This window comes from Streptomyces sp. NPDC020192, assembly GCF_044388685.1.
In the GTDB taxonomy this organism is placed as follows: domain Bacteria; phylum Actinomycetota; class Actinomycetes; order Streptomycetales; family Streptomycetaceae; genus Streptomyces.
The window spans coordinates 16,540-33,749 of record NZ_JBIRXG010000019.1; the positions used below are offsets into that span (position 1 = coordinate 16,540).

Annotated in this window: 14 protein-coding genes and 4 pseudogenes; 8 read left to right on the top strand and 10 right to left on the bottom strand. The window is 71.0% G+C overall.

What is annotated here, in order from left to right; translation table 11 throughout:
• Positions 1 to 36 precede the first annotated feature (36 nt).
• On the bottom strand, positions 37 to 897 hold the full coding sequence (gene modB, locus ACH47Z_RS31185; RefSeq protein ID WP_399079606.1) for a molybdate ABC transporter permease subunit: 861 nt from the start codon (positions 895 to 897) through the stop codon (positions 37 to 39).
• Positions 894 to 1,733, bottom strand: a complete 840-nt coding sequence (modA, locus tag ACH47Z_RS31190; protein ID WP_399079608.1) for a molybdate ABC transporter substrate-binding protein — start codon at positions 1,731 to 1,733, stop codon at positions 894 to 896. Before modA ends, modB begins: the two co-directional genes overlap by 4 nt.
• A gap of 206 nt (positions 1,734 to 1,939) precedes the next feature.
• On the opposite strand from modA, the pseudogene ACH47Z_RS31195 reads away from it, so the two are divergent.
• Positions 1,940 to 2,137: pseudogene (locus tag ACH47Z_RS31195) on the top strand (hypothetical protein); the annotation flags it as partial.
• A gap of 92 nt (positions 2,138 to 2,229) precedes the next feature.
• Here the strand turns inward: ACH47Z_RS31195 and ACH47Z_RS31200 are convergent.
• From ACH47Z_RS31200 to ACH47Z_RS31210, 3 pseudogenes are all read right to left on the bottom strand, one after another.
• Positions 2,230 to 2,456, bottom strand: a pseudogene (locus ACH47Z_RS31200) (hypoxanthine oxidase); the annotation flags it as partial.
• Positions 2,457 to 2,507: 51 nt separating this feature from the next.
• Positions 2,508 to 2,705: pseudogene (locus ACH47Z_RS31205) on the bottom strand (2Fe-2S iron-sulfur cluster-binding protein); the annotation flags it as partial.
• A pseudogene (locus ACH47Z_RS31210) lies at positions 2,702 to 3,449 on the bottom strand (FAD-binding molybdopterin dehydrogenase). The pseudogenes ACH47Z_RS31210 and ACH47Z_RS31205, both read right to left, overlap by 4 nt.
• 210 nt (positions 3,450 to 3,659) lie before the next feature.
• Between ACH47Z_RS31210 and ACH47Z_RS31215 the strand changes: the two are divergent.
• Entirely contained in the window at positions 3,660 to 5,294 is a 1,635-nt protein-coding gene (locus ACH47Z_RS31215) for a PucR family transcriptional regulator (RefSeq protein ID WP_399079610.1), read from the top strand.
• 19 nt (positions 5,295 to 5,313) lie between these two features.
• On the opposite strand, the gene ACH47Z_RS31220 is transcribed toward ACH47Z_RS31215, so the two are convergent.
• Positions 5,314 to 5,709: a molybdopterin-binding protein gene (locus ACH47Z_RS31220; RefSeq protein ID WP_399079612.1), complete on the bottom strand. Its 396-nt coding sequence runs from the start codon at positions 5,707 to 5,709 to the stop codon at positions 5,314 to 5,316.
• Between the two features lie 125 nt (positions 5,710 to 5,834).
• Between ACH47Z_RS31220 and ACH47Z_RS31225 the strand changes: the two genes are divergently transcribed.
• On the top strand, positions 5,835 to 6,416 hold the full coding sequence (locus ACH47Z_RS31225) for a DUF1707 domain-containing protein (RefSeq protein ID WP_399079614.1): 582 nt from the start codon (positions 5,835 to 5,837) through the stop codon (positions 6,414 to 6,416).
• A gap of 32 nt (positions 6,417 to 6,448) precedes the next feature.
• Here the strand turns inward: ACH47Z_RS31225 and ACH47Z_RS31230 are convergent, their stop codons facing one another.
• Both ACH47Z_RS31230 and ACH47Z_RS31235 read right to left on the bottom strand, forming a co-directional pair.
• Positions 6,449 to 8,404: an APC family permease gene (locus ACH47Z_RS31230; RefSeq protein ID WP_399079617.1), complete on the bottom strand. Its 1,956-nt coding sequence runs from the start codon at positions 8,402 to 8,404 to the stop codon at positions 6,449 to 6,451.
• A gap of 277 nt (positions 8,405 to 8,681) precedes the next feature.
• On the bottom strand, positions 8,682 to 9,209 hold the full coding sequence (locus ACH47Z_RS31235) for a universal stress protein (RefSeq protein WP_399079619.1): 528 nt from the start codon (positions 9,207 to 9,209) through the stop codon (positions 8,682 to 8,684).
• A gap of 407 nt (positions 9,210 to 9,616) precedes the next feature.
• Here ACH47Z_RS31235 and ACH47Z_RS31240 point away from each other — a divergent pair, with 407 nt between their 5' ends.
• From ACH47Z_RS31240 to ACH47Z_RS31255, 4 genes are read left to right on the top strand one after another with little or no spacing between them, the layout of a single operon-like run.
• Positions 9,617 to 10,912, top strand: coding sequence for an extracellular solute-binding protein (locus tag ACH47Z_RS31240; protein ID WP_399079622.1), 1,296 nt, complete (start codon positions 9,617 to 9,619; stop codon positions 10,910 to 10,912).
• An 8-nt stretch (positions 10,913 to 10,920) separates the two neighbouring features.
• Positions 10,921 to 11,928, top strand: a complete 1,008-nt coding sequence (locus ACH47Z_RS31245) for a carbohydrate ABC transporter permease (RefSeq protein WP_399079624.1) — start codon at positions 10,921 to 10,923, stop codon at positions 11,926 to 11,928.
• Complete coding sequence (locus ACH47Z_RS31250; RefSeq protein WP_399079626.1) at positions 11,925 to 12,773, top strand: carbohydrate ABC transporter permease; 849 nt, start codon at positions 11,925 to 11,927, stop codon at positions 12,771 to 12,773. Before ACH47Z_RS31245 ends, ACH47Z_RS31250 begins: the two co-directional genes overlap by 4 nt.
• A 42-nt stretch (positions 12,774 to 12,815) precedes the next feature.
• Entirely contained in the window at positions 12,816 to 13,868 is a 1,053-nt protein-coding gene (locus tag ACH47Z_RS31255) for an endo-1,4-beta-xylanase (RefSeq protein WP_399079628.1), read from the top strand.
• 99 nt (positions 13,869 to 13,967) lie between these two features.
• Here ACH47Z_RS31255 and ACH47Z_RS31260 read toward each other — a convergent pair whose 3' ends face one another.
• Together ACH47Z_RS31260 and ACH47Z_RS31265 are read right to left on the bottom strand one after the other, a co-directional pair.
• Entirely contained in the window at positions 13,968 to 14,174 is a 207-nt protein-coding gene (locus ACH47Z_RS31260; protein WP_071377983.1) for a DUF5999 family protein, read from the bottom strand.
• 287 nt (positions 14,175 to 14,461) lie between these two features.
• Complete coding sequence (locus ACH47Z_RS31265) at positions 14,462 to 15,061, bottom strand: hypothetical protein (RefSeq protein ID WP_399079630.1); 600 nt, start codon at positions 15,059 to 15,061, stop codon at positions 14,462 to 14,464.
• Positions 15,062 to 15,630: 569 nt separating this feature from the next.
• Between ACH47Z_RS31265 and ACH47Z_RS31270 the strand changes: the two genes are divergently transcribed.
• On the top strand, positions 15,631 to 17,148 hold the full coding sequence (locus ACH47Z_RS31270; protein WP_399079632.1) for a glutamate--cysteine ligase: 1,518 nt from the start codon (positions 15,631 to 15,633) through the stop codon (positions 17,146 to 17,148).
• Positions 17,149 to 17,210: the final 62 nt, after the last annotated feature.

Genomic DNA, 17,210 nt, shown 5'->3' on the forward strand with positions numbered 1-17,210 from the left:
TGTACGTTCGCACATGCGTCGGGTCGGCCGCCACGCTCACGCTCCCGTCATCCAACGGTCCCGCAGCCCCGCCAGCACCGCGATCGACACCGCGAGCAGGACCAGGCTGAGGGAGATGGCGGCGTCGGGGTCGTTCTGCAGGGCGAGGTAGACCGCGAGGGGCATGGTCTGGGTGCGGCCGGGGAAGTTGCCCGCGAAGGTGATCGTCGCGCCGAACTCGCCGAGCGCACGCGCCCAGGCGAGGACCGCGCCCGCCGCGATGCCAGGGGCGATCAGCGGCAGGGTGACCCGGCGGAACGCGGTGAAGCGGGACGCGCCGAGTGTGGTCGCCGCCTCCTCGAAGCGCGGGTCGGCCGCACGCAGGGTGCCCTCGACGCTGATGACCAGGAAGGGCATCGCGACGAACGCCTCCGCGACCACGACCCCGGCGCTGGTGAACGGCAGGGTGATCCCGAACCAGGCGTCCAGCCACTTGCCTATGACTCCGTTGCGGCCCAGCGCGAGCAGCAGGGCCACACCGCCGACCACCGGCGGCAGTACGAGGGGCAGGGTCACCAGGGCCCGGACGAACCCCCGGCCGGGAAACTCCGTACGGGCCAGCAGCCAGGCCAGCGGCACGCCCAGGACCAGGCTCACGGCCGTCGCCGCCGTGGCGGTGACCAGGGACAGCTGGAGCGCCTGCCACACCTCGGTGCCGGCCAGTTGGTCCGGCAGGCTGCGCCAGGGCGCGCGGATGACCAGCGCGACCAGCGGCAGCAGCAGGAACGCCAGGGCCAGCAGGCCCGGCAGCAGCAGCGGCAGCGGCACCCCGAGCCGACCCCCCGTGCCGACGCGGCGACGCCGCGGCCGGTCCGTGCGGGGACCGGTCGCGGCGCCGGGCTCGAGAGACGAGGTCACGGCTTGAGGAACCCGGCCTCGCTCAGCACCTTCTGGCCCTCGGCGGACTGCACGAGGGCGATGAACGCCTGAGCGGCGGCGGCGTTCGGCGCGTTCTTCAGCAGGACGATCGGGTAGGCGTTGACCGCCTTGGCGGACTCGGGGAACTCCACGCCCTGCACCTTGTCGCCAGCGGCGTGCACGTCGGTCTTGTAGACCACGGCGGCGTCGGCCTCCTTGAGCTCCACCTTGGTCAGGGCGCTCTTGACGTCCTGCTCGTAGGAGGCCGGGGTGAGCTTCAGGTGGCCGGCGTCCAGGGCCTTCTGCGCGGCGGCGCCGCACGGCACCGTCTTGTCGCACAGCACGACCTTCAGGCCGGACCGGGTGAGGTCCTTCAGCGAGGCCACCTTGTGCGGGTTGCCCGGCAGGGTGGCGATCTCCAGCTGGTTGCGGACGAAGGTGGCCGGGGTGCCGGCCGCGTCCTTCTTGTCCGTCACGATCTTCATGGTCTTGGGGCTGGCGGCGGCGAAGACGTCCGCCGGGGCGCCGCCGGTGATGCTCGCGGCCAGGGTGTCGCTGCCGCCGAAGTTGAAGGTGACCTTGGCGCCCGGGTGCTGCTGCTCGAACTCCTTGCCCAGGGTCGTGAAGCTCTCCTTCAGGGAGGCGGCGGCGAACACCGTGACATCGCCGGACAGCTTCGGCGAGCCGGACGAGCCCGACGACGCCGAGGTGTCCTTGGACGTGGCCGAGTCCGACGAGTCGGAGGACGAGGAGCAGGCGCTCAGGGTCAGCAGGGCGGCGGCTCCCGCGCCGGCCACCTGCAGCATCCGCCGGGTCCGGCGCACGGAACGGGTCATTACGGATCTACTCCTCGAGTTCTGTGGAACAAGCGTCGCGCCCTGGCACGTCCGGGGAACCGGGCCATGCGGCGATGATACTGCCGCATCTGCCAGGGGTAAGTCTCCTGTCACATCGCATGAGCTGCGAACTTGTGCGGTGTAGCTTGCATGTGCGTTTGTACGGCGCACCCGTGCGGGTACCGTCCAGCGGGAGGTAGTCGCAGATGACGCTCGCGCAACTCGCCCTGACCGGCGATCCGGCCCGGCTGACCGTCCCGGAGCTGCTGCGCTGGCCGTAGCACCGGGTGGACGTCGGCTTCGACTGCGCGACCAGCGGCATCCAGCGCCACCGCTTCACCGGACCGCGCCTGTACGACGTCCTCGCCGACGCCGGCCCGGACTTCGACCCGGCCCGGCGCCGAACGCTCCGCTGGAAGGGCCGGAATCTGCCGTTTGTCGTCTGCGGCGTCGTCGGGGCTGGTCGCGTCCGCGCGGCGGTAGCCGCATGTCGGACTCAGTCCCGCGCCCGCCACGCCCGGTCACGCAGCAGCGGCGGTTCCGTGAACCGCACGCCCGTCGCGTCCCGCGAGGCGTTGGCCAGGGCGGGGCGACCGGGTTGAACGGGCTCTCGCTCATCGACCTGGCGCCCAGCGGGCCGATCGCGTCCGCCGTCTCCATGACGTGCACCTCGGTGCGCGGCACGTCGGCATACTGCGGGAGCCGGTAGCGCCCGCGTACGGCGTCCTCGATGGCCCGGTAGCCGGTGCAGCGGCACAGGTTGCCCTTGAACGCCCTCGGCAGATCGGCGAGTTGGTCCTCCTTCAGGGCTGCCGTGGTCACCAGGAAGCCGGCCGTGCAGAAGCCGCACTGGAAGCCCGCGCCGCAGCCCTTCTTCACCCCGAACCAGCCGCGTTCGCGCAGATAGGTGCGCAGACACTGGCCGGGCCGGGGCTCCTCTTCGTGGGACCGCCCGTTGACCTCGACCCTCATCGCTGCCCCTCCTCCGTCAGCTCCCGGCGGATCTCCTCCGCCAGCCGCAGTGCCATGTGCCGCCGCCACTCGGGCAGTCCGTGCATGTCGTCGAACCACTCGCCGTCCGCGACGGCCCCTTCGAGACCCGCCCGCAGCGCCTCGGCCGTCGGCGGCAGCGGGAACCACAGCCGCACCGGGCGGACCGTGGCGGCGGTGACGGTGACGGTGAGGGAGTGGTCGACCGGGTCGAGGGTGCCGATGACGAGGGCGGCCGAGCGCCCGAGGCCGTACAGCGAGGTCTGGCGGTACGCCGTACGGCAGGCCAGGGCGCGGGCGGGCAGGGTGACCTCACGACCGCGCTCGACGGCACCTGCCTGCTCCTCGCCCAGGACGGCTCCGGGCGCCGCGTGAAGGCCGCCGACGTCGTCACCGGAACGGGCCGCACGGCGTGGCCATGTTCCAGATCTCGAACGAGGCGAGGAAGGCCCGGCAGCACTGTTCGAAGAGGGGCGCCGCCTGGGCGATCAAGTCCCGGGCACAACGGGACAGTTGGGCGATGGTGCAGGTGGCGGCCAGCTCCAGCGAGCCGTCCGGGTGCCGTTGTACGGGCGTCCAGCCCATGCGGCTCAGGTCCACCAGGCGCCGCAGATGCGGCTGCGGCTCGGAGAACAGATACGTCCCGTCGCCGAGCCAGGCGTCCCCCGGCCGCCAGGGCGCGGGCCGCCTGGCGTCTCGTGTCTCGGCCACCGTGTTCAGGTCCATGGCCGGAAGTGAACCAACGGGAACCAGCCGAAACGACTGGTTCAGGACACGGAAACGGCGACGCTCCGGACGCTGCGACTGGGGGATCCACCAAGAGGCATTCCGTTGCCGGAGGCTGGCATTTACGATGCTTTCTCTCGCACTCACCTGGTGAATGCGAGAGGCCGGGGGATCTGCTCGCCGCCCGGCGGCCGTACGAGGAGCCAGCACATGCACGTCGAACACCTTCTGGGGGACGCCTCCCTCGGTCTGCGCCTGCTGTGGGCCGAGGACGCGCTGCTGCGGCGCGACATCAGCGGAGTGACCGTCACCGACCTGGAGGACCCGGCCCGGTTCGTGCGGCCCGGCGAGGTGGTGCTGAGCGGGCTGGTGTGGTGGTCGCCCGACGGTGGCTCCGGCAAGACGGAACGATTCGTCTCGGCCCTGAAGGATGCCGGGGCCGCCGTGCTGCTCGCGGGTGAGAAGACCCACGGGAGTGTGCCGGAGGATCTGGTCGAGGCGTGCGTGCGCCACCGTGTGCCGGTGGCCGGGGTGCCCGCGCACATCATCTTCCGGTCGATCACCGACACCGTGTACCTGCGGCAGTGGGGCGGGCTGAGCCGGCATCACGCGCTGCCGGAGAACGCGCGCATGCGGCTGAGCCGGCTGCTCGCCCAGGAGGCCGGACCGGATGCCGTCCTCGCGGAGGCCTTCGCCCACCTCGGCGGCACCGCCGCGTACGTCTTCACGCCGTCGGGCCGCACGGTCGCGGCCACCGAGGGCGCGCCGCCGGTGCCGGCGCGGGAGGCGGTCGCGCTCGCCGCCGACGGGGCCGGGATGACCGCCTCCGTCGACGCGGGCGGTGTCTCGCCGTACGAGCGCCGGCTGCTGTACCTGCCCGACCCGGACGGCGCCCCGCCGCGCATGCTGCACGAGGTCGCCGCCGTACTGGCCCACTGCCAGGAGGCCGGCGCCCGGCGCCCCTCGGCCGGGCCCCGCGCGGCGGACGAACTCGGCACCCTGCTGGCCGCTCCGGACGCACCCGAGGACGGCACGGTGGAGGCGGCGCTACGACGGTGCGGGCTGCCGGAGACCGGGCCGTACCAGGTGCTCGTCGCCGACGCCAGCGCGCGGCAGCCGGAACTGGACGGACGGCCGCTCGCCGAGGGCGCGTTGACGGAGCTGGCGGGGCATGCGGTGGCTGCGCGTGGCGGCGGCGCCGTGGGGGAGGTCGGCGGGGAGCGCGTGGCCGGGGACGCGGGCGGTGTCGTGCCGGTGGTCGCGCGTGCCGTGGCGGAGCCGGGGGAGGGCGCGCACCGCGCGGCGGGGGCCGTCGGGCGGTTGCCGGACGGGTGTGCCTTCGCGGTGCTGTCCGGGGTGCCGGACGGATGGGCGGACGAGGTGTGGTCGCCGGTCGCCGACTGCGCGCCCGGGGTCGTGCTGCACGGCGGCACCGGCGCGCCCGCCGCGGGACCCGAGGGGCTCGCCGGTGCGCTCGCGCACGCCCGCTACGCCCTCACCTCCGCCCGGACCACCGCGCCCGACGCCTCCCGCCTCACCGACGCCCGCTCCCTCACCACCCTCGACGCCCTGCTCACCGGCGTGCCGGCCGAGGTGCGCACCGCCTACGCCCGTACGGTCCTCGGCCCGCTGCTGGAGACCGGCCGGCCCTCCACCGCCGTCCTGCTCGGCACGCTGGAGACGTTCCTCGCCTGCGACGGCTCCTGGGCGCGTGCGGCACAGGCGCTGCACCTGCACGTGAACACCGTGCACTACCGGTTGGAGCGGATCGAGCGCCTGACGGGCCGTGACCTGTCCCGGCTACGGGACCGGCTCGATCTGTGGGCGGCGCTGCTGTGCCGGTGACCCCGCCGGGCCAAGGTCGTCAGACGCGGTCGATGTGCACGTTGGTGGACTTCACGCGCGCGGTGGCCTCCATGCCGACCTCCAGGCCCAGTTCCTCGACGGCCTCGCGGGTCAGCAGGGACACGAGCCGGTGCGGGCCCGCCTGGATCTCCACCTGGGCGGCCACGTCGCCGAGCTTGATCGCCGTGACGATGCCGGGGAAGGCGTTGCGCACGGAGGTGTAGGAGGCGTCCTCCTCGCCGCCGGCCGTCCTGGCCAGTTCGACCGAGAACGCGGCGAGATCCCTGCCGTCGATGAGCCGTCGCCCGGCCTCGTCGCGATGGGTGGCCACCCGGCCCGCGTCGGCCCAGCGGCGGGCGGTGTCCGGGCTCACGCCGAGGAGCCGCGCCGCCTGGCCGATCGTGTAGGACTGCATGCCGGTCACGATAGGGCCACCCGGCGGGAACCGTGGGCGTGGGGTTGGCCGTTGGGTATAACGCGATATAGCGTTAGTGCCGCATGATGGCTCCCCTCGGGGACGTTCTGAATCGGGGTGAGGGTATGGCGGCCGAGCTGCTGCCCACGGAGATGTCAGGTGGGTTGCGCGCCTCGCACGCGGACCGGGACCGGGTGGTGGACGTGCTGACGGGCGCCGCCGGAGACGGCCGGATCACGGCCGAGGAGCTGGACGAGCGGGTGGCGGCCGCGCTGTCCGCGCGCACGCTGGGCGAGCTCGCGGCGCTCACCGCCGACCTGCCGGAGGTGGCCGGTGAGACCCCGGCGAAGGGCGTCGTCCGGATCGAGCAGCGGGGCGCCTCGACGGTACGGGCGGACGGCTGGGCGGTGCCGCGCCGGATGGAGATCGAGTCCGCCTGGGGAGACGTGACCCTGGACCTCTCCGACGCGGTGATCGCGCACGGCGCGCTCGACATCGACCTAGACATGCGCGGCGGCACCCTGCGGCTGATCACCCGGCCCGGTGTGCTCGTCGACGCCGACTCGCTGGCGATCGAGTACGGCAAGACCAAGGTGCGTCCGGCCGGTGACCCCGGCGTACCGGTCGTGCTGCGCGTGGAGATACGGGGCCGGCTCAGCATGGGGGTGCTGGAGGTACGGCCGCCGCGGCGCTGGTTCGGCAGGTAGGGCGCGGGGGCGCCCTCCATTCGGCGCAGGCCTCAGCCCGTGTGCACCCGCGGCCGGCGCGGCCGGTCCGGTTCCGCCTCGCGCAGGACCTCTCGGGTGACCGGGGCGACCTCGCCCTGGCCGAAGAGGAAGAAGCGCAGGAAGTTGGCGAACGGATTGCCCTCGGTCCACTCGAAGTAGATGTGCGGGGTGCAGCCCGTCATGTCGCGGGCGTTGAGCAGCAGCGCGGCCAGGGCGTTCGGGATGGACGCGGACTCCAGGGTCAGCACCCGGTAGCGGTCGTGCAGCACCTCGCCGCGCACCGTCAGACCCGCCTCGAACTCGGACGGGTCGGTGACCGTCACCTCGACGAAGACGAAGTCGTCGTGCTCCGTGAAGTCGTTGTCGGCGCGGATCTGCTCGATCTTGTCGCGGTACTCGGCCTTGTCGCGGTGGCCGGGCTCGTTGGCGATGAACCGCATCTTGCGGCTGGCCATGTCCCGGATGAATCGTTCCGCCAGCGGATCGAACTCCACGCTGGTGACGCGCAGCTCGAAGGCGCGGGCCAGCCGGGACGCCAGCGAGACCAGGATGATGCCGGCGATGAAACAGGCACCGATCTTCACACCGTCCGGGCGCTCGATGACGTTCACGACGGTCGTGTAGAGGAACACCGCCGAGATCACACCGAACCCGATGGTCCACTTGCGCTGCCCGGCCTTGTGCGCGGCGATGGTCACCGCGATCGCCGCGGAGCTGATGAGCACCAGCACACCGGTGGCGTAGGCGCCGCCCTGCGCGTCGACGTTGGCGTCAAAGAGCCAGGTGACCAGGAAGGCGATGAGCGTGAAGACGATGACCATCGGGCGCACGGCGCGGGCCCAGTGCGGGGCCATGCCGTAGCGGGGCAGATAGCGCGGCATCAGGTTGAGCAGACCGGCCATGGCGGAGGCGCCGGCGAACCACAGGATGGCGATGGTCGAGACGTCGTAGACCGTGCCGAAGGCGCCGCCGAGGTACTGGTGCGCGAGGAAGGCGAGCGCGCGGCCGTTGGCCGGGCCGCCGGTCTTGAACTCGTTCGCCGGGATCAGGACCGTGGTGATGAAGCTGGTGGCGATCAGGAAGACGCTCATGATGAGCGCGGCGGCCGTGAGCAGCTTCTTGGTGTCCCGGATCCGGCCGGTCGGCTTCTCCTCGGTGTCGTCCGGGTCGCCCTGGACGTGCGGCATGACGGCGACGCCGGTCTCGAAGCCGGAGAGGCCGAGCGCGAGTTTCGGGAAGACGATCAGGGCCACGCCGACCATCACGAAGATGTTCCCGTGTTCCGCGGTGAGCGCGCTGGTCCAGTCGGTGACGACGTGCCCGGCGGTGACGACGTGCCACAGACCGACGATCACGACGACCACGTTGAGCGCGAGGTAGATCCCGACCAGAGCCACCGCGACACCGATCGCCTCCAGGAAGCCCTTGAGGAAGACCGCGCCGAGCAGCGCCACGAGGAACAGCGTGATCACCATCTGGTGGCCGTGCAGGGCGCTGGTGAGGTGCGGGTTCTCCACCAGGTGGGTGGAGGCGTCGGCGGCCGAGAGGGTGATGGTGATCAGGAAGTCGGTGGCCGCGAAGCCGAGCAGCGTGAGCACGAACAGCTTGCCCTGCCAGAACGACAGCAGCCGCTCCAGCATGGCGATCGAGCCCTCGCCGTGCGGGCTCTCCTCGGCGACCCGGCGGTACACCGGAAGCGCGCCGGCCAGGGTGACGATGACGAGCACGATCGTCGCGATCGGCGACAGCAGACCGGCCGCCAGGGCCGCGATGCCCGGCTGGTAGCCGAGGGTCGAGAAGTAGTCGACACCGGTCAGACACATCACCCGGTACCAGCGCTGGCCCTTGTGCGGGGGCTCCGGTTCGGCGTGGGGGCCCGTATGGCCGCCGTGCTTGCCCATGTCGGACAGCCCCTCCAGCATCCAGGCGCGCAAACGACTGGAAGGAGGGTGTTCGGTCGTCGCCATCGGCGTGCTCCTGTGTGCGGCTCAGCTCTTTCCGGCCATCACGCGGACGGCCGCACCAGCGTATGCGGAGAGTGATGTCTGGGCCCATGGATCTCGGCTCGGCAGGCGTCAAGCTTGCGTTAAGAATGACGTCTGGGCGGTCGTGTCGCATCAAGAGGCGGAGGCCGGCGGGGTGTGGCCTGGGAAACGAACATAGGCCACGGGGCAGTTTCCCGATCTCGGCGCCGCGCCCGACGGGCAGCCCGTCGGCAGGGTGCCCGACCACGGTGTGTGACGCTCACAGTCGCCGGAGGTCCATGCGCAGATGCCATGCGTTCCGCCGGTGGACCGACAGCAGCTCGGACTCGAGCGGGGACGGGGGTACGGCGAGGACCGGGCAGACCGCGTGGGCCACGCAGTGCCGGGAGACCCGGCCGGAGAAGGCGCGGTGCAGCCCGCGCCGCCCCGCGCCCACGACCAGGACGTCGTCCTCCCGGTCCGCGGTCGCCACCAGCGCGGGACCCGGGGCGCCGCGGACGACGACGGCGCACATCCGCACCCCCGGGCCGTTCCCGTCGAAGATCTCGTCGAGCACCGCGGCCAGCCGTTGCCGGGCCAGCCGCTGCCACTCCTCGGCCGGCAGACCGCCGCCGGGAGCGCGGCGCGCGGCGGGATCACCGCCCGGCGGCTCCCAGGCCAGCACCGGCCACAGCTCGGCCCCCAGCCGACGGGCCAGCGCGGTGGCCCGCCGCAGGGCCGTGACACTGCCCAGGGAGCCGCTCACACCGACCACCACCCGCGCCGCCGAGGCGTCGTAACCGGACATCGCTCCACCGATCCTCGCGTGTCCGCCTGCAAGGCCCTTGCTGTCTCCTTCCATCCCACTCCCGCGCGGACGATTCGACCAGCCGGGCGGGCGGTGTCCTTCCCTGGGATTCGGCGCCACGCCCGCAACTTTCGAGTGCGGTGGGCGGGAAGCCGCCGAGGAACTTTTCGACCGGCCGAGGGCCGCGGCCCTCGACGGGTTCGACCGCGCGCCCGCGACCTCGTGCACGACACCTTGACGCTCCTCACGCCCCTTTCTAGAGTCGCGGTTCGGAACGTTCGGGATTTTGCTCGAATGTTTCGGCCCACCCGGCATGCGGTGAACGGTCCGGCGGCCCTTCGGTGGGCCCCGCATTCTCAGTCGGGACCCTCTCCACGGCAACTCCGAAAGTTTCGAAGGAGCGCAAGATGGGCGACCCTGCACTGTCCCGCCGCGGCTTTCTGGCGGCCTCCGTCGCCGCCGGTCTCGGGGTGACCGCACTCAGCGGCTGCGGCGGCGACTCGGGCGGAGGGTCGTCCTCGGGGACGACCACGGTCGAGTGGTGGAACATCTCGACCACCGAACCCACCAAGACCGTCTGGGCCGGTCTGGCCAGGAAGTTCGAGGCCCAGAACCCCAAGGTCAAGATCAAGATCGTGCAACTGGAGAACGACGCCTACAAGTCGAAGATGACCGCGCTCATCGCCTCCGGGAAGCTGCCGGACATCTTCCACACCTGGGGCGGCGGTGTGCTCAAGCAGCAGGTCGACGCCGGGCTGGTCGAGGACCTCACCGACCGCACCAAGCCCTGGGCCGACGGCCTGCTGTCGGTCGCCAAGCAGCCGTACCTCGTCGACAGCAAGCTGTACGGCGTCCCGTTCGACATCGGCATGATCGGCTTCTGGTACAACAAGGCGCTCTTCAAGCAGGCCGGGATCAGCGCGCCCCCGACCACCTGGAGCGCCTTCCTGGACGCCGTGAAGAAGCTGAAGTCCGCCGGGATCACCCCGCTCGCGCTGGCCGGCAAGGAGAGCTGGACCGGCATGTACTACTGGGCGTACCTCGCGATGCGCACCGCCGGGGTCGACGCCCTCCAGAAGGCCGACGACAAGAAGGACTTCAGCGACGCCGGGTTCGTGCAGGCCGGACAGCACCTGAAGGACCTCGTGGACCTCCAGCCCTTCCAGAAGGGGTTCCTGGGGGCCGCCTACTCCACTCCGACCGGGCAGGCCGCGGCCGTCGGCAACGGCAAGGCGGCCATGGAACTCATGGGCCAGTGGGCGCCCGTCGTGGAGGCGGACGCGGGCAAGGGGCTCGGCGCGAACCTCGGCTTCTTCCCGTTCCCCGAGGTCGAGGGCGGCGCCGGCAAGATCACCGAGGTGTTCGGCGGAGGCGGCGGCCACGCCCTGCGCAAGGGCGCCCCGCAGGCGGCCGTGGACTTCCTGAAGTTCTTCGCCTCCGAGACCACCGACCGGGAACTGGTGCAGAAGACCAAGACCCTGCCCGTCGTACCGGCGGCCGAGAGCGCCCTGACCGACCCCAACATCAAGGCCGTACAAGCCCAGTTGAAGGGCTCCACCGGCTTCCAGCTCTACCTCGACCAGGCCTACGCACCCGCGCTCGGCCAGCAGGTCAACGACAGCGTGGCCGGACTGATCGCCGGCTCCAAGTCCCCGCAGCAGGTCACGTCGGCGATCACCAGCACCGCGAAGCAGGAGCAGTAGGGCGCGCGATGACCTCGACCTTCCTCTCGGATCAGCAGGGCGAACGCAACGGACCCGGTGCCGTGCCGGCGGTCCCGGTGACGAACGCCGGCCGGGAGCGTGCCCGCCGGCGCGCCCTGCACTGGCTCACCGCCGTCGGCCTCCAGGTGCCCGCCCTGGCCCTGTTCGGCCTGCTGGTGCTGCTGCCGATCCTGTTCGCGCTGTACGCGTCGTTCTTCCGCTGGGGCGGCTTCGGGATGCCGTCCGACTACACCGGCACCGACAACTTCAGCCGGCTGTTCCAGGATCCCGTGTTCCTCGGCGACCTGTGGCGCATGCTGCTGCTCGTCGTGCTGTCGCTGGCGCTGCAACTGCCGTTCGCGCTCGCCATGGCCGTGCTGCTCAACCAGAAGGTGCGCGGCCGGGCGGCGTACCGGATGCTGTTCTTCGCGCCGTACGTCCTCTCCGAGGCCATCACCGGCGTGCTGTTCAGCATGATCTTCGCCCCGGACCAGGGCCTCGCCGACCATGTCCTCAAGGCCGTGGGCCTCGGCGGGCTCGGCGGCGAGTGGTTCTCCGGCACCTCCACCGTGATGGCCACCCTGTTCCTCGTCATGATGTGGAAGTACTTCGGCTTCCACATGATGCTCTACCTGGCCGGACTCCAGGCCATCCCGGCCGAGTTGACCGAGGCGGCGATCGTCGACGGCGCGAACCCCTGGCAGCGCTTCCGGCACGTCACCCTGCCGCTGCTCGCGCCCACCCTGCGGATCAGCGTCTTCCTGTCCGTGATCGGGTCGATCCAGCTGTTCGACCTGGTGTGGGTGGTCACCGCGGGCGGTCCCGACCACCACTCCGAGACGATGGCCGTGACCATGTTCCAGTACGGGTTCAAGCGCTACCAGGTCGGCTACGCCAGCGCGATCAGCGTGGTCATGTTCGCCATCAGCCTCGTCTTCGCCCTCGCCTACCAGCGGTTCGTCCTGCGCCGCGACCTGGAAGGGGCCACCACGAACATGAGGGGAGCCGGCGCATGAGCCAGGAGACACACCGCAGCGTCCGGCGCAGGGGCCGGAACCTGCCGCTGCACGTGGTGCTGATCGCCGTCGGCGCGGTGATGGCCGTACCGCTGCTGTACGCGCTGCTGTCCGGCTTCAAGTCCACCGACCAGCTCTCCCGCAACCCGGTCGGCCTGCCGCACCCGTGGGTCGTCTCCAACTACGGGGACATCCTGAAGTCGGGTTCCTTCTGGCGGCTGGTCGGCAACAGCACGCTGATCGCGGTCGGTACGACGGTCATCGTCGTCGCGGTGTCCGCGCTCGCCGCGTTCTCCTTCGCGCGCTTCGCCTTCCGCGGCCGGGAACTGCTGTTCACGCTGTTCACGATGGGGCTGATGTTCCCGTTCGCGGTGGCCGCGCTGCCGCTGTTCCTGCTGCTGCGTTCGATGGGTCTGCTGGACAACCCGCTGGGCGTGATCCTGCCGCAGGCCGCGTTCGGGCTGCCGATGACCATCATCATCCTGCGCGGCTTCTTCCGGCAGATCCCCGGCGAGCTGGAGGAGGCGGCGACGCTGGACGGCTGCGGACCGCTCGGCTTCTTCTGGCGGGTGCTGCTGCCGATGGCCCGGCCCGCGCTCGGCACGGTCTCGGTCCTGGCCGTCGTCACCAGCTGGAACAACTTCTTCCTGCCGCTGCTGGTGTTCACCGACAACACCTGGTGGACCATCCCGATCGGTGTGCAGCAGTTCCAGGGCCAGTACGCCACCGACACCGCACGCGTCTTCGCTTACCTCGTGCTCGCGATGGTCCCCGCCCTCGCCTTCTACTCCGTCGCCGAACGCCAGCTCGTCGGCGGCCTCACCGCCGGCGCCACCAAGGGCTGAGCACCCCCTTCTTCGAGAGATCCAGCAGACAGGAGCCGCACCATGCCCCAGGTACGTCTGAGACTCGCCGGCGCCCTCGCGGCCGCCCTCGTGACCGCCGGTCTGGCCACCGGCCCCGCCGCCCAGGCCGCACCGGCCCATGCCCGGCAGCCCACCCTCGCGAGCCTCGCCGAGCGACACGGCCGGTACTTCGGCAGCGCCACCGACAACCCCGAACTCACGGACAGCGCCTACACGAAGATCCTCGGCGGCGAGTTCGACATGATCACGCCGGGCAACGGCATGAAGTGGTACGCCACCGAGCCCCAGCAGGGCGTCTTCGACTGGACCAACGGCGACCAGATCGTGAACCTGGCCCGCCGGAACCACCAGAAGGTCCGCGCCCACACCCTGGTCTGGCACAGCCAGTTGCCCGACTGGCTCACCTCCAAGCAGTGGACGGCCGCCGACCTTCGGGCCGTGCTGAAGAAGCACATCACCACCGAGGTACGGCACTACCGGGGCAAGGTGTACTCCTGGGACGTCGTCAACGAGGCCTTCAACGAGGACGGGACGTACCGCGAGACGATCTGGTACAAGACCCTCGGCCCCGGCTACATCGCCGACGCCCTGCGCTGGGCCCACCAGGCCGACCCGCACGCCAGGCTCTACGTCAACGACTACAACATCGAGGCGACCGGCCCGAAGAGCGACGCCTACTACGCGCTCGCCAAGAGCCTCAGGGCCCAGGGCGTCCCGCTCGACGGCATCGGCTTCCAGACCCATCTGGCGCTCCAGTACGGCTATCCCACCAGCCTCAAGGACAACCTGAGCCGCTTCTCCCGCCTCGGCCTGGACACCGCGCTCACCGAGGTCGACATACGGATGCAGCTGCCCGCGACCGCCGAGAAGCTGGCCGAGCAGGCGAGCTGGTACCAGCAGCTGACCGAGGCGTGCCTGGCCGTGCGCCGGTGCGTCGGCCTCACCATCTGGGACTACACGGACAAGTACTCCTGGATCCCGGCCGTCTTCCCGGGCGAGGGCGCGGCCCTGCCGTGGGACGAGCAGCTCAGCCCCAAGCCGGCGTACCAGGCGCTGCGGGAGGCGCTGCGCTAGCGCCCGGCTACGGTCGGTGGCCACCCCTGGACACAGATCGGGGCCGGTGCGCACCTCGCGGGGTGCGGCCGGCCCCTTGGTCGTTCGCGCGCGCTCCGCTCAGGCGGCGGTCATCACGTGCTCCGCACCGAGCGGGCGGTGCGGGGCGATGATCCGGCCGTCGGGCAGCAGCTCACCGGTGTCCTCGAAGAGCAGGACGCCGTTGCACAGCAGACTCCAGCCCTGTTCCGGGTGGTGCGCCACGAGACGGGCGGACTCCCGGTCGGCGGACTCGGCGGTCGGACACGGTGGCTGGTGCTGGCACATGGGTGGAATCTCTCGCTCTGTCGTGGTCATGGCCGTCCCCCGTGGTGATAAGTCGGTCGGAACCCAGTGTTGCCCTCCGGGCGTCATTCCGCAGGGATTTCGCGGCACCGCTTCTCACAGGTTCATGACGCGTCACCCACGCGGACGGTTCAGTCCAAGTGCACTGTCCTTTTGGGTGGTTCGCAGTGGCCGGATGGGGCTAGTCCATGCAGGCCAGGCCTCCCTTACATGGTCGTACCCCGCCTCCCTCGCGGGCAAGCGGGGTACGCGGGCGGGTATGCGAGCGCTCAGGCGGGCGAGCCGAGCACGGGCGGACCGAGCAGCGGCAGCGGGGTCGCGCGATGGGTCAGTACCGGCAGCAGTTCGGCGACCCGGAACGGGCGGTGCGCCGGGATGCCGGGCGGGGCCGGGGCCAGCGGCACGAGCAGATCGGTGCCGGCCGGATGCCCCTCGGCGCCGTCGGCGGTGGTGTCACCGTGCAGCCACAGCGTCAGCATGTACAGCCCGGGGACGGACAACAGCCGTGCCTGGTACGGCTGTTGCAGCGCCTCGGCCTGGTGCAGGGCGCGCTCGGTGGAGGGGACGTAGGGGCCCTCGAAGAAGTGCGAGAAGGCCCAGCCGTCGGGCGTGAGCATGGTTTCGGCCGCGGCCACCGCCTTGTCGCCGCAGTGGATCAGGAAACGCCAGCCGGCCAGCCGGGTCGCGGACAGGCCCTGTGCGGTGATCCGGTCCAGCACATGGACGGGCAGGGGGAGTTCGGGTGTTGCCGGGCCCTGCGCGGCGCGCAGGGAGGGGGTACGGGCCTCGCGGACCGCGGTGGGGGAACCGAGGGCGGCGAGGACGGAGCGCAGGGCGGGCGCGGGGGCGGGGGGCACGTGCAGCGGCATGTGGGTCGCCTCTCTCATTCGACAGGCGCGGCGGCGCGAGGATGGTGGGGCGGACGGCGGTGTCTGCTCACGGAAAAGGCCGGAAGGGTGGCGGCCCGGGTCGGTGAACGTGGGTGCGGCTCGGTCTGCCTTCCGTGACCGTGACGGCAGGAACATGGCAGGACACGACCGAGGCGTCAACCTTCTGCCTTGTGGGCGAAGTTTATACGACGCGTGTTCGGCCGTTGTTTCGTCTATCCCATTCCGGTGAGGTGCGCAAGGCGGGAATACGCCGCCGATTTGCGGGGCTTCTCCCGATTCCCCGGGCGGTCCCTCGTCGCTGACCTCGGAATACGTGCCGGTAGCGGTCGGCTGAATGTCGTCGGCGTTTTTCACGAGATGTTCAGGGTACTCGGCGGTACGCGGTGAAGCATGCCCCGTGAAAATGCCGCTGGGAACCATCCGACAGAGTAGCGCGCTCCGGGGCCGCGCGAGGAGTTATCGATCGCTTTCCGCTGGGCATCATCCCCCCTGCACCCGGGAGCCCGGCGGCCGTAACGTCGGTCCGCCCACCGAGGAGGGACGCTTCGATGGGGGAGAAGGTCGTGGCGGGGCAGTTCGACCTGTCCGATCGTCAGCGCTACCGCGAAAAGCTCCAGAAGTGCTTGACGGGACTGGAGCGGCTGTTGAGTGAGAAGCGATTCGACCGCCCCAAGAACCTCATGGGCGTCGAGATCGAATTGAATCTCGCTGGTTCCGACGGCATGCCGAAAATGCTGAACGGTGAGGTGCTCGAGCGCATCGCGAGCCGCGATTTCCAAACAGAACTCGCCATGTTCAACCTGGAAGTCAACATAGCCCCACACCGATTGGGCGGCCGGGTATTCGACCGGCTCGCCGAGGAACTGCGCACCTCGTTCGCGTACGCCGACCGCAAGGCCCGTGAGGTGGACGCCGGCATCGTCATGATCGGCATCCTGCCCACGCTCGGCCCGGACGACCTGGTCTCCGCCAACCTCTCCGAGGTCGACCGGTACGCGATGCTCAACGACCAGATCGTGGCCGCGCGCGGTGAGGACTTCCGGCTCGACATCCAGGGCGTGGAACACCTCGTCCATACGGCGAAGTCGATCGTCCCCGAGGCCGCCTGCACCTCCGTACAGTTGCACCTGCAGGTCACCCCGGCCCGGTTCGCCGACGTGTGGAACGCGGCGCAGGTGGTGTGCGCCCCGCAGATCGCCGTCGGTGCCAACTCGCCGTTCCTGTTCGGGCGCGAGCTGTGGCGTGAGTCCCGGCCCCCGCTGTTCCTGCAGTCCACCGACACCCGTCCGCCCGAGCTCCAGGCGCAGGGCGTACGGCCGCGCACCTGGTTCGGCGAGCGGTGGATCACCTCCGCGTACGAGCTGTTCGCCGAGAACCTGCGCTTCTTCCCGGCCGTGCTGCCGATCTGCGACGACGAGGAGCCGCTGGAGGTGCTCGACGCCGGGGGCACGCCGAGGCTCGCGGAACTGGTCCTGCACAACGGCACGATCTACCGCTGGAACCGCCCGGTCTACGGCATCGCGGACGGCGTACCGCACCTGAGGGTGGAGAACCGGGTGCTGCCGGCCGGCCCGACCGTCACCGACGTGATCGCCAACGCGGCCTTCTACTACGGCCTGGTGCGTGCCCTGGCCGAGGAGAGCCGGCCGGTGTGGACCCGGCTGCCCTTCGCCGCCGCCGAGGCCAACTTCGACGCCGCGTGCCGGGACGGCATCGACGCGCGCTTCGTGTGGCCCCGGCGCGGGCGCTACGGCAGCACGGGCGAGGTCGACGCGGTCACCCTGGTCCGCGACGAACTGCTGCCGCTCGCGTCGGCCGGGCTGGACGCGTGGGGCGTGGAGCCCGCCGACCGGGACTTCTACCTGGGCGTCATCGAGGAACGCTGCCGGCGCCGGGTCAACGGGGCGTCCTGGCAGGCGGCCACGTTTCATCGGGCGCTGGAGCAGGGCCTGACCCGGGAAGGCGCGCTGGCCGCGACGACGCGGCGCTATGCCGAGCTGATGCACGCGGGGGAGCCGGTGCACATGTGGCCGGTGGGGTTGCCGGAGCCGGTGCCCTTGGGGTGAGGGCCGGGTGGGGGCGGTGCGTGGGCTGAGCGGTCAGGGGAGAGGTACTGGTCTCTCATCTC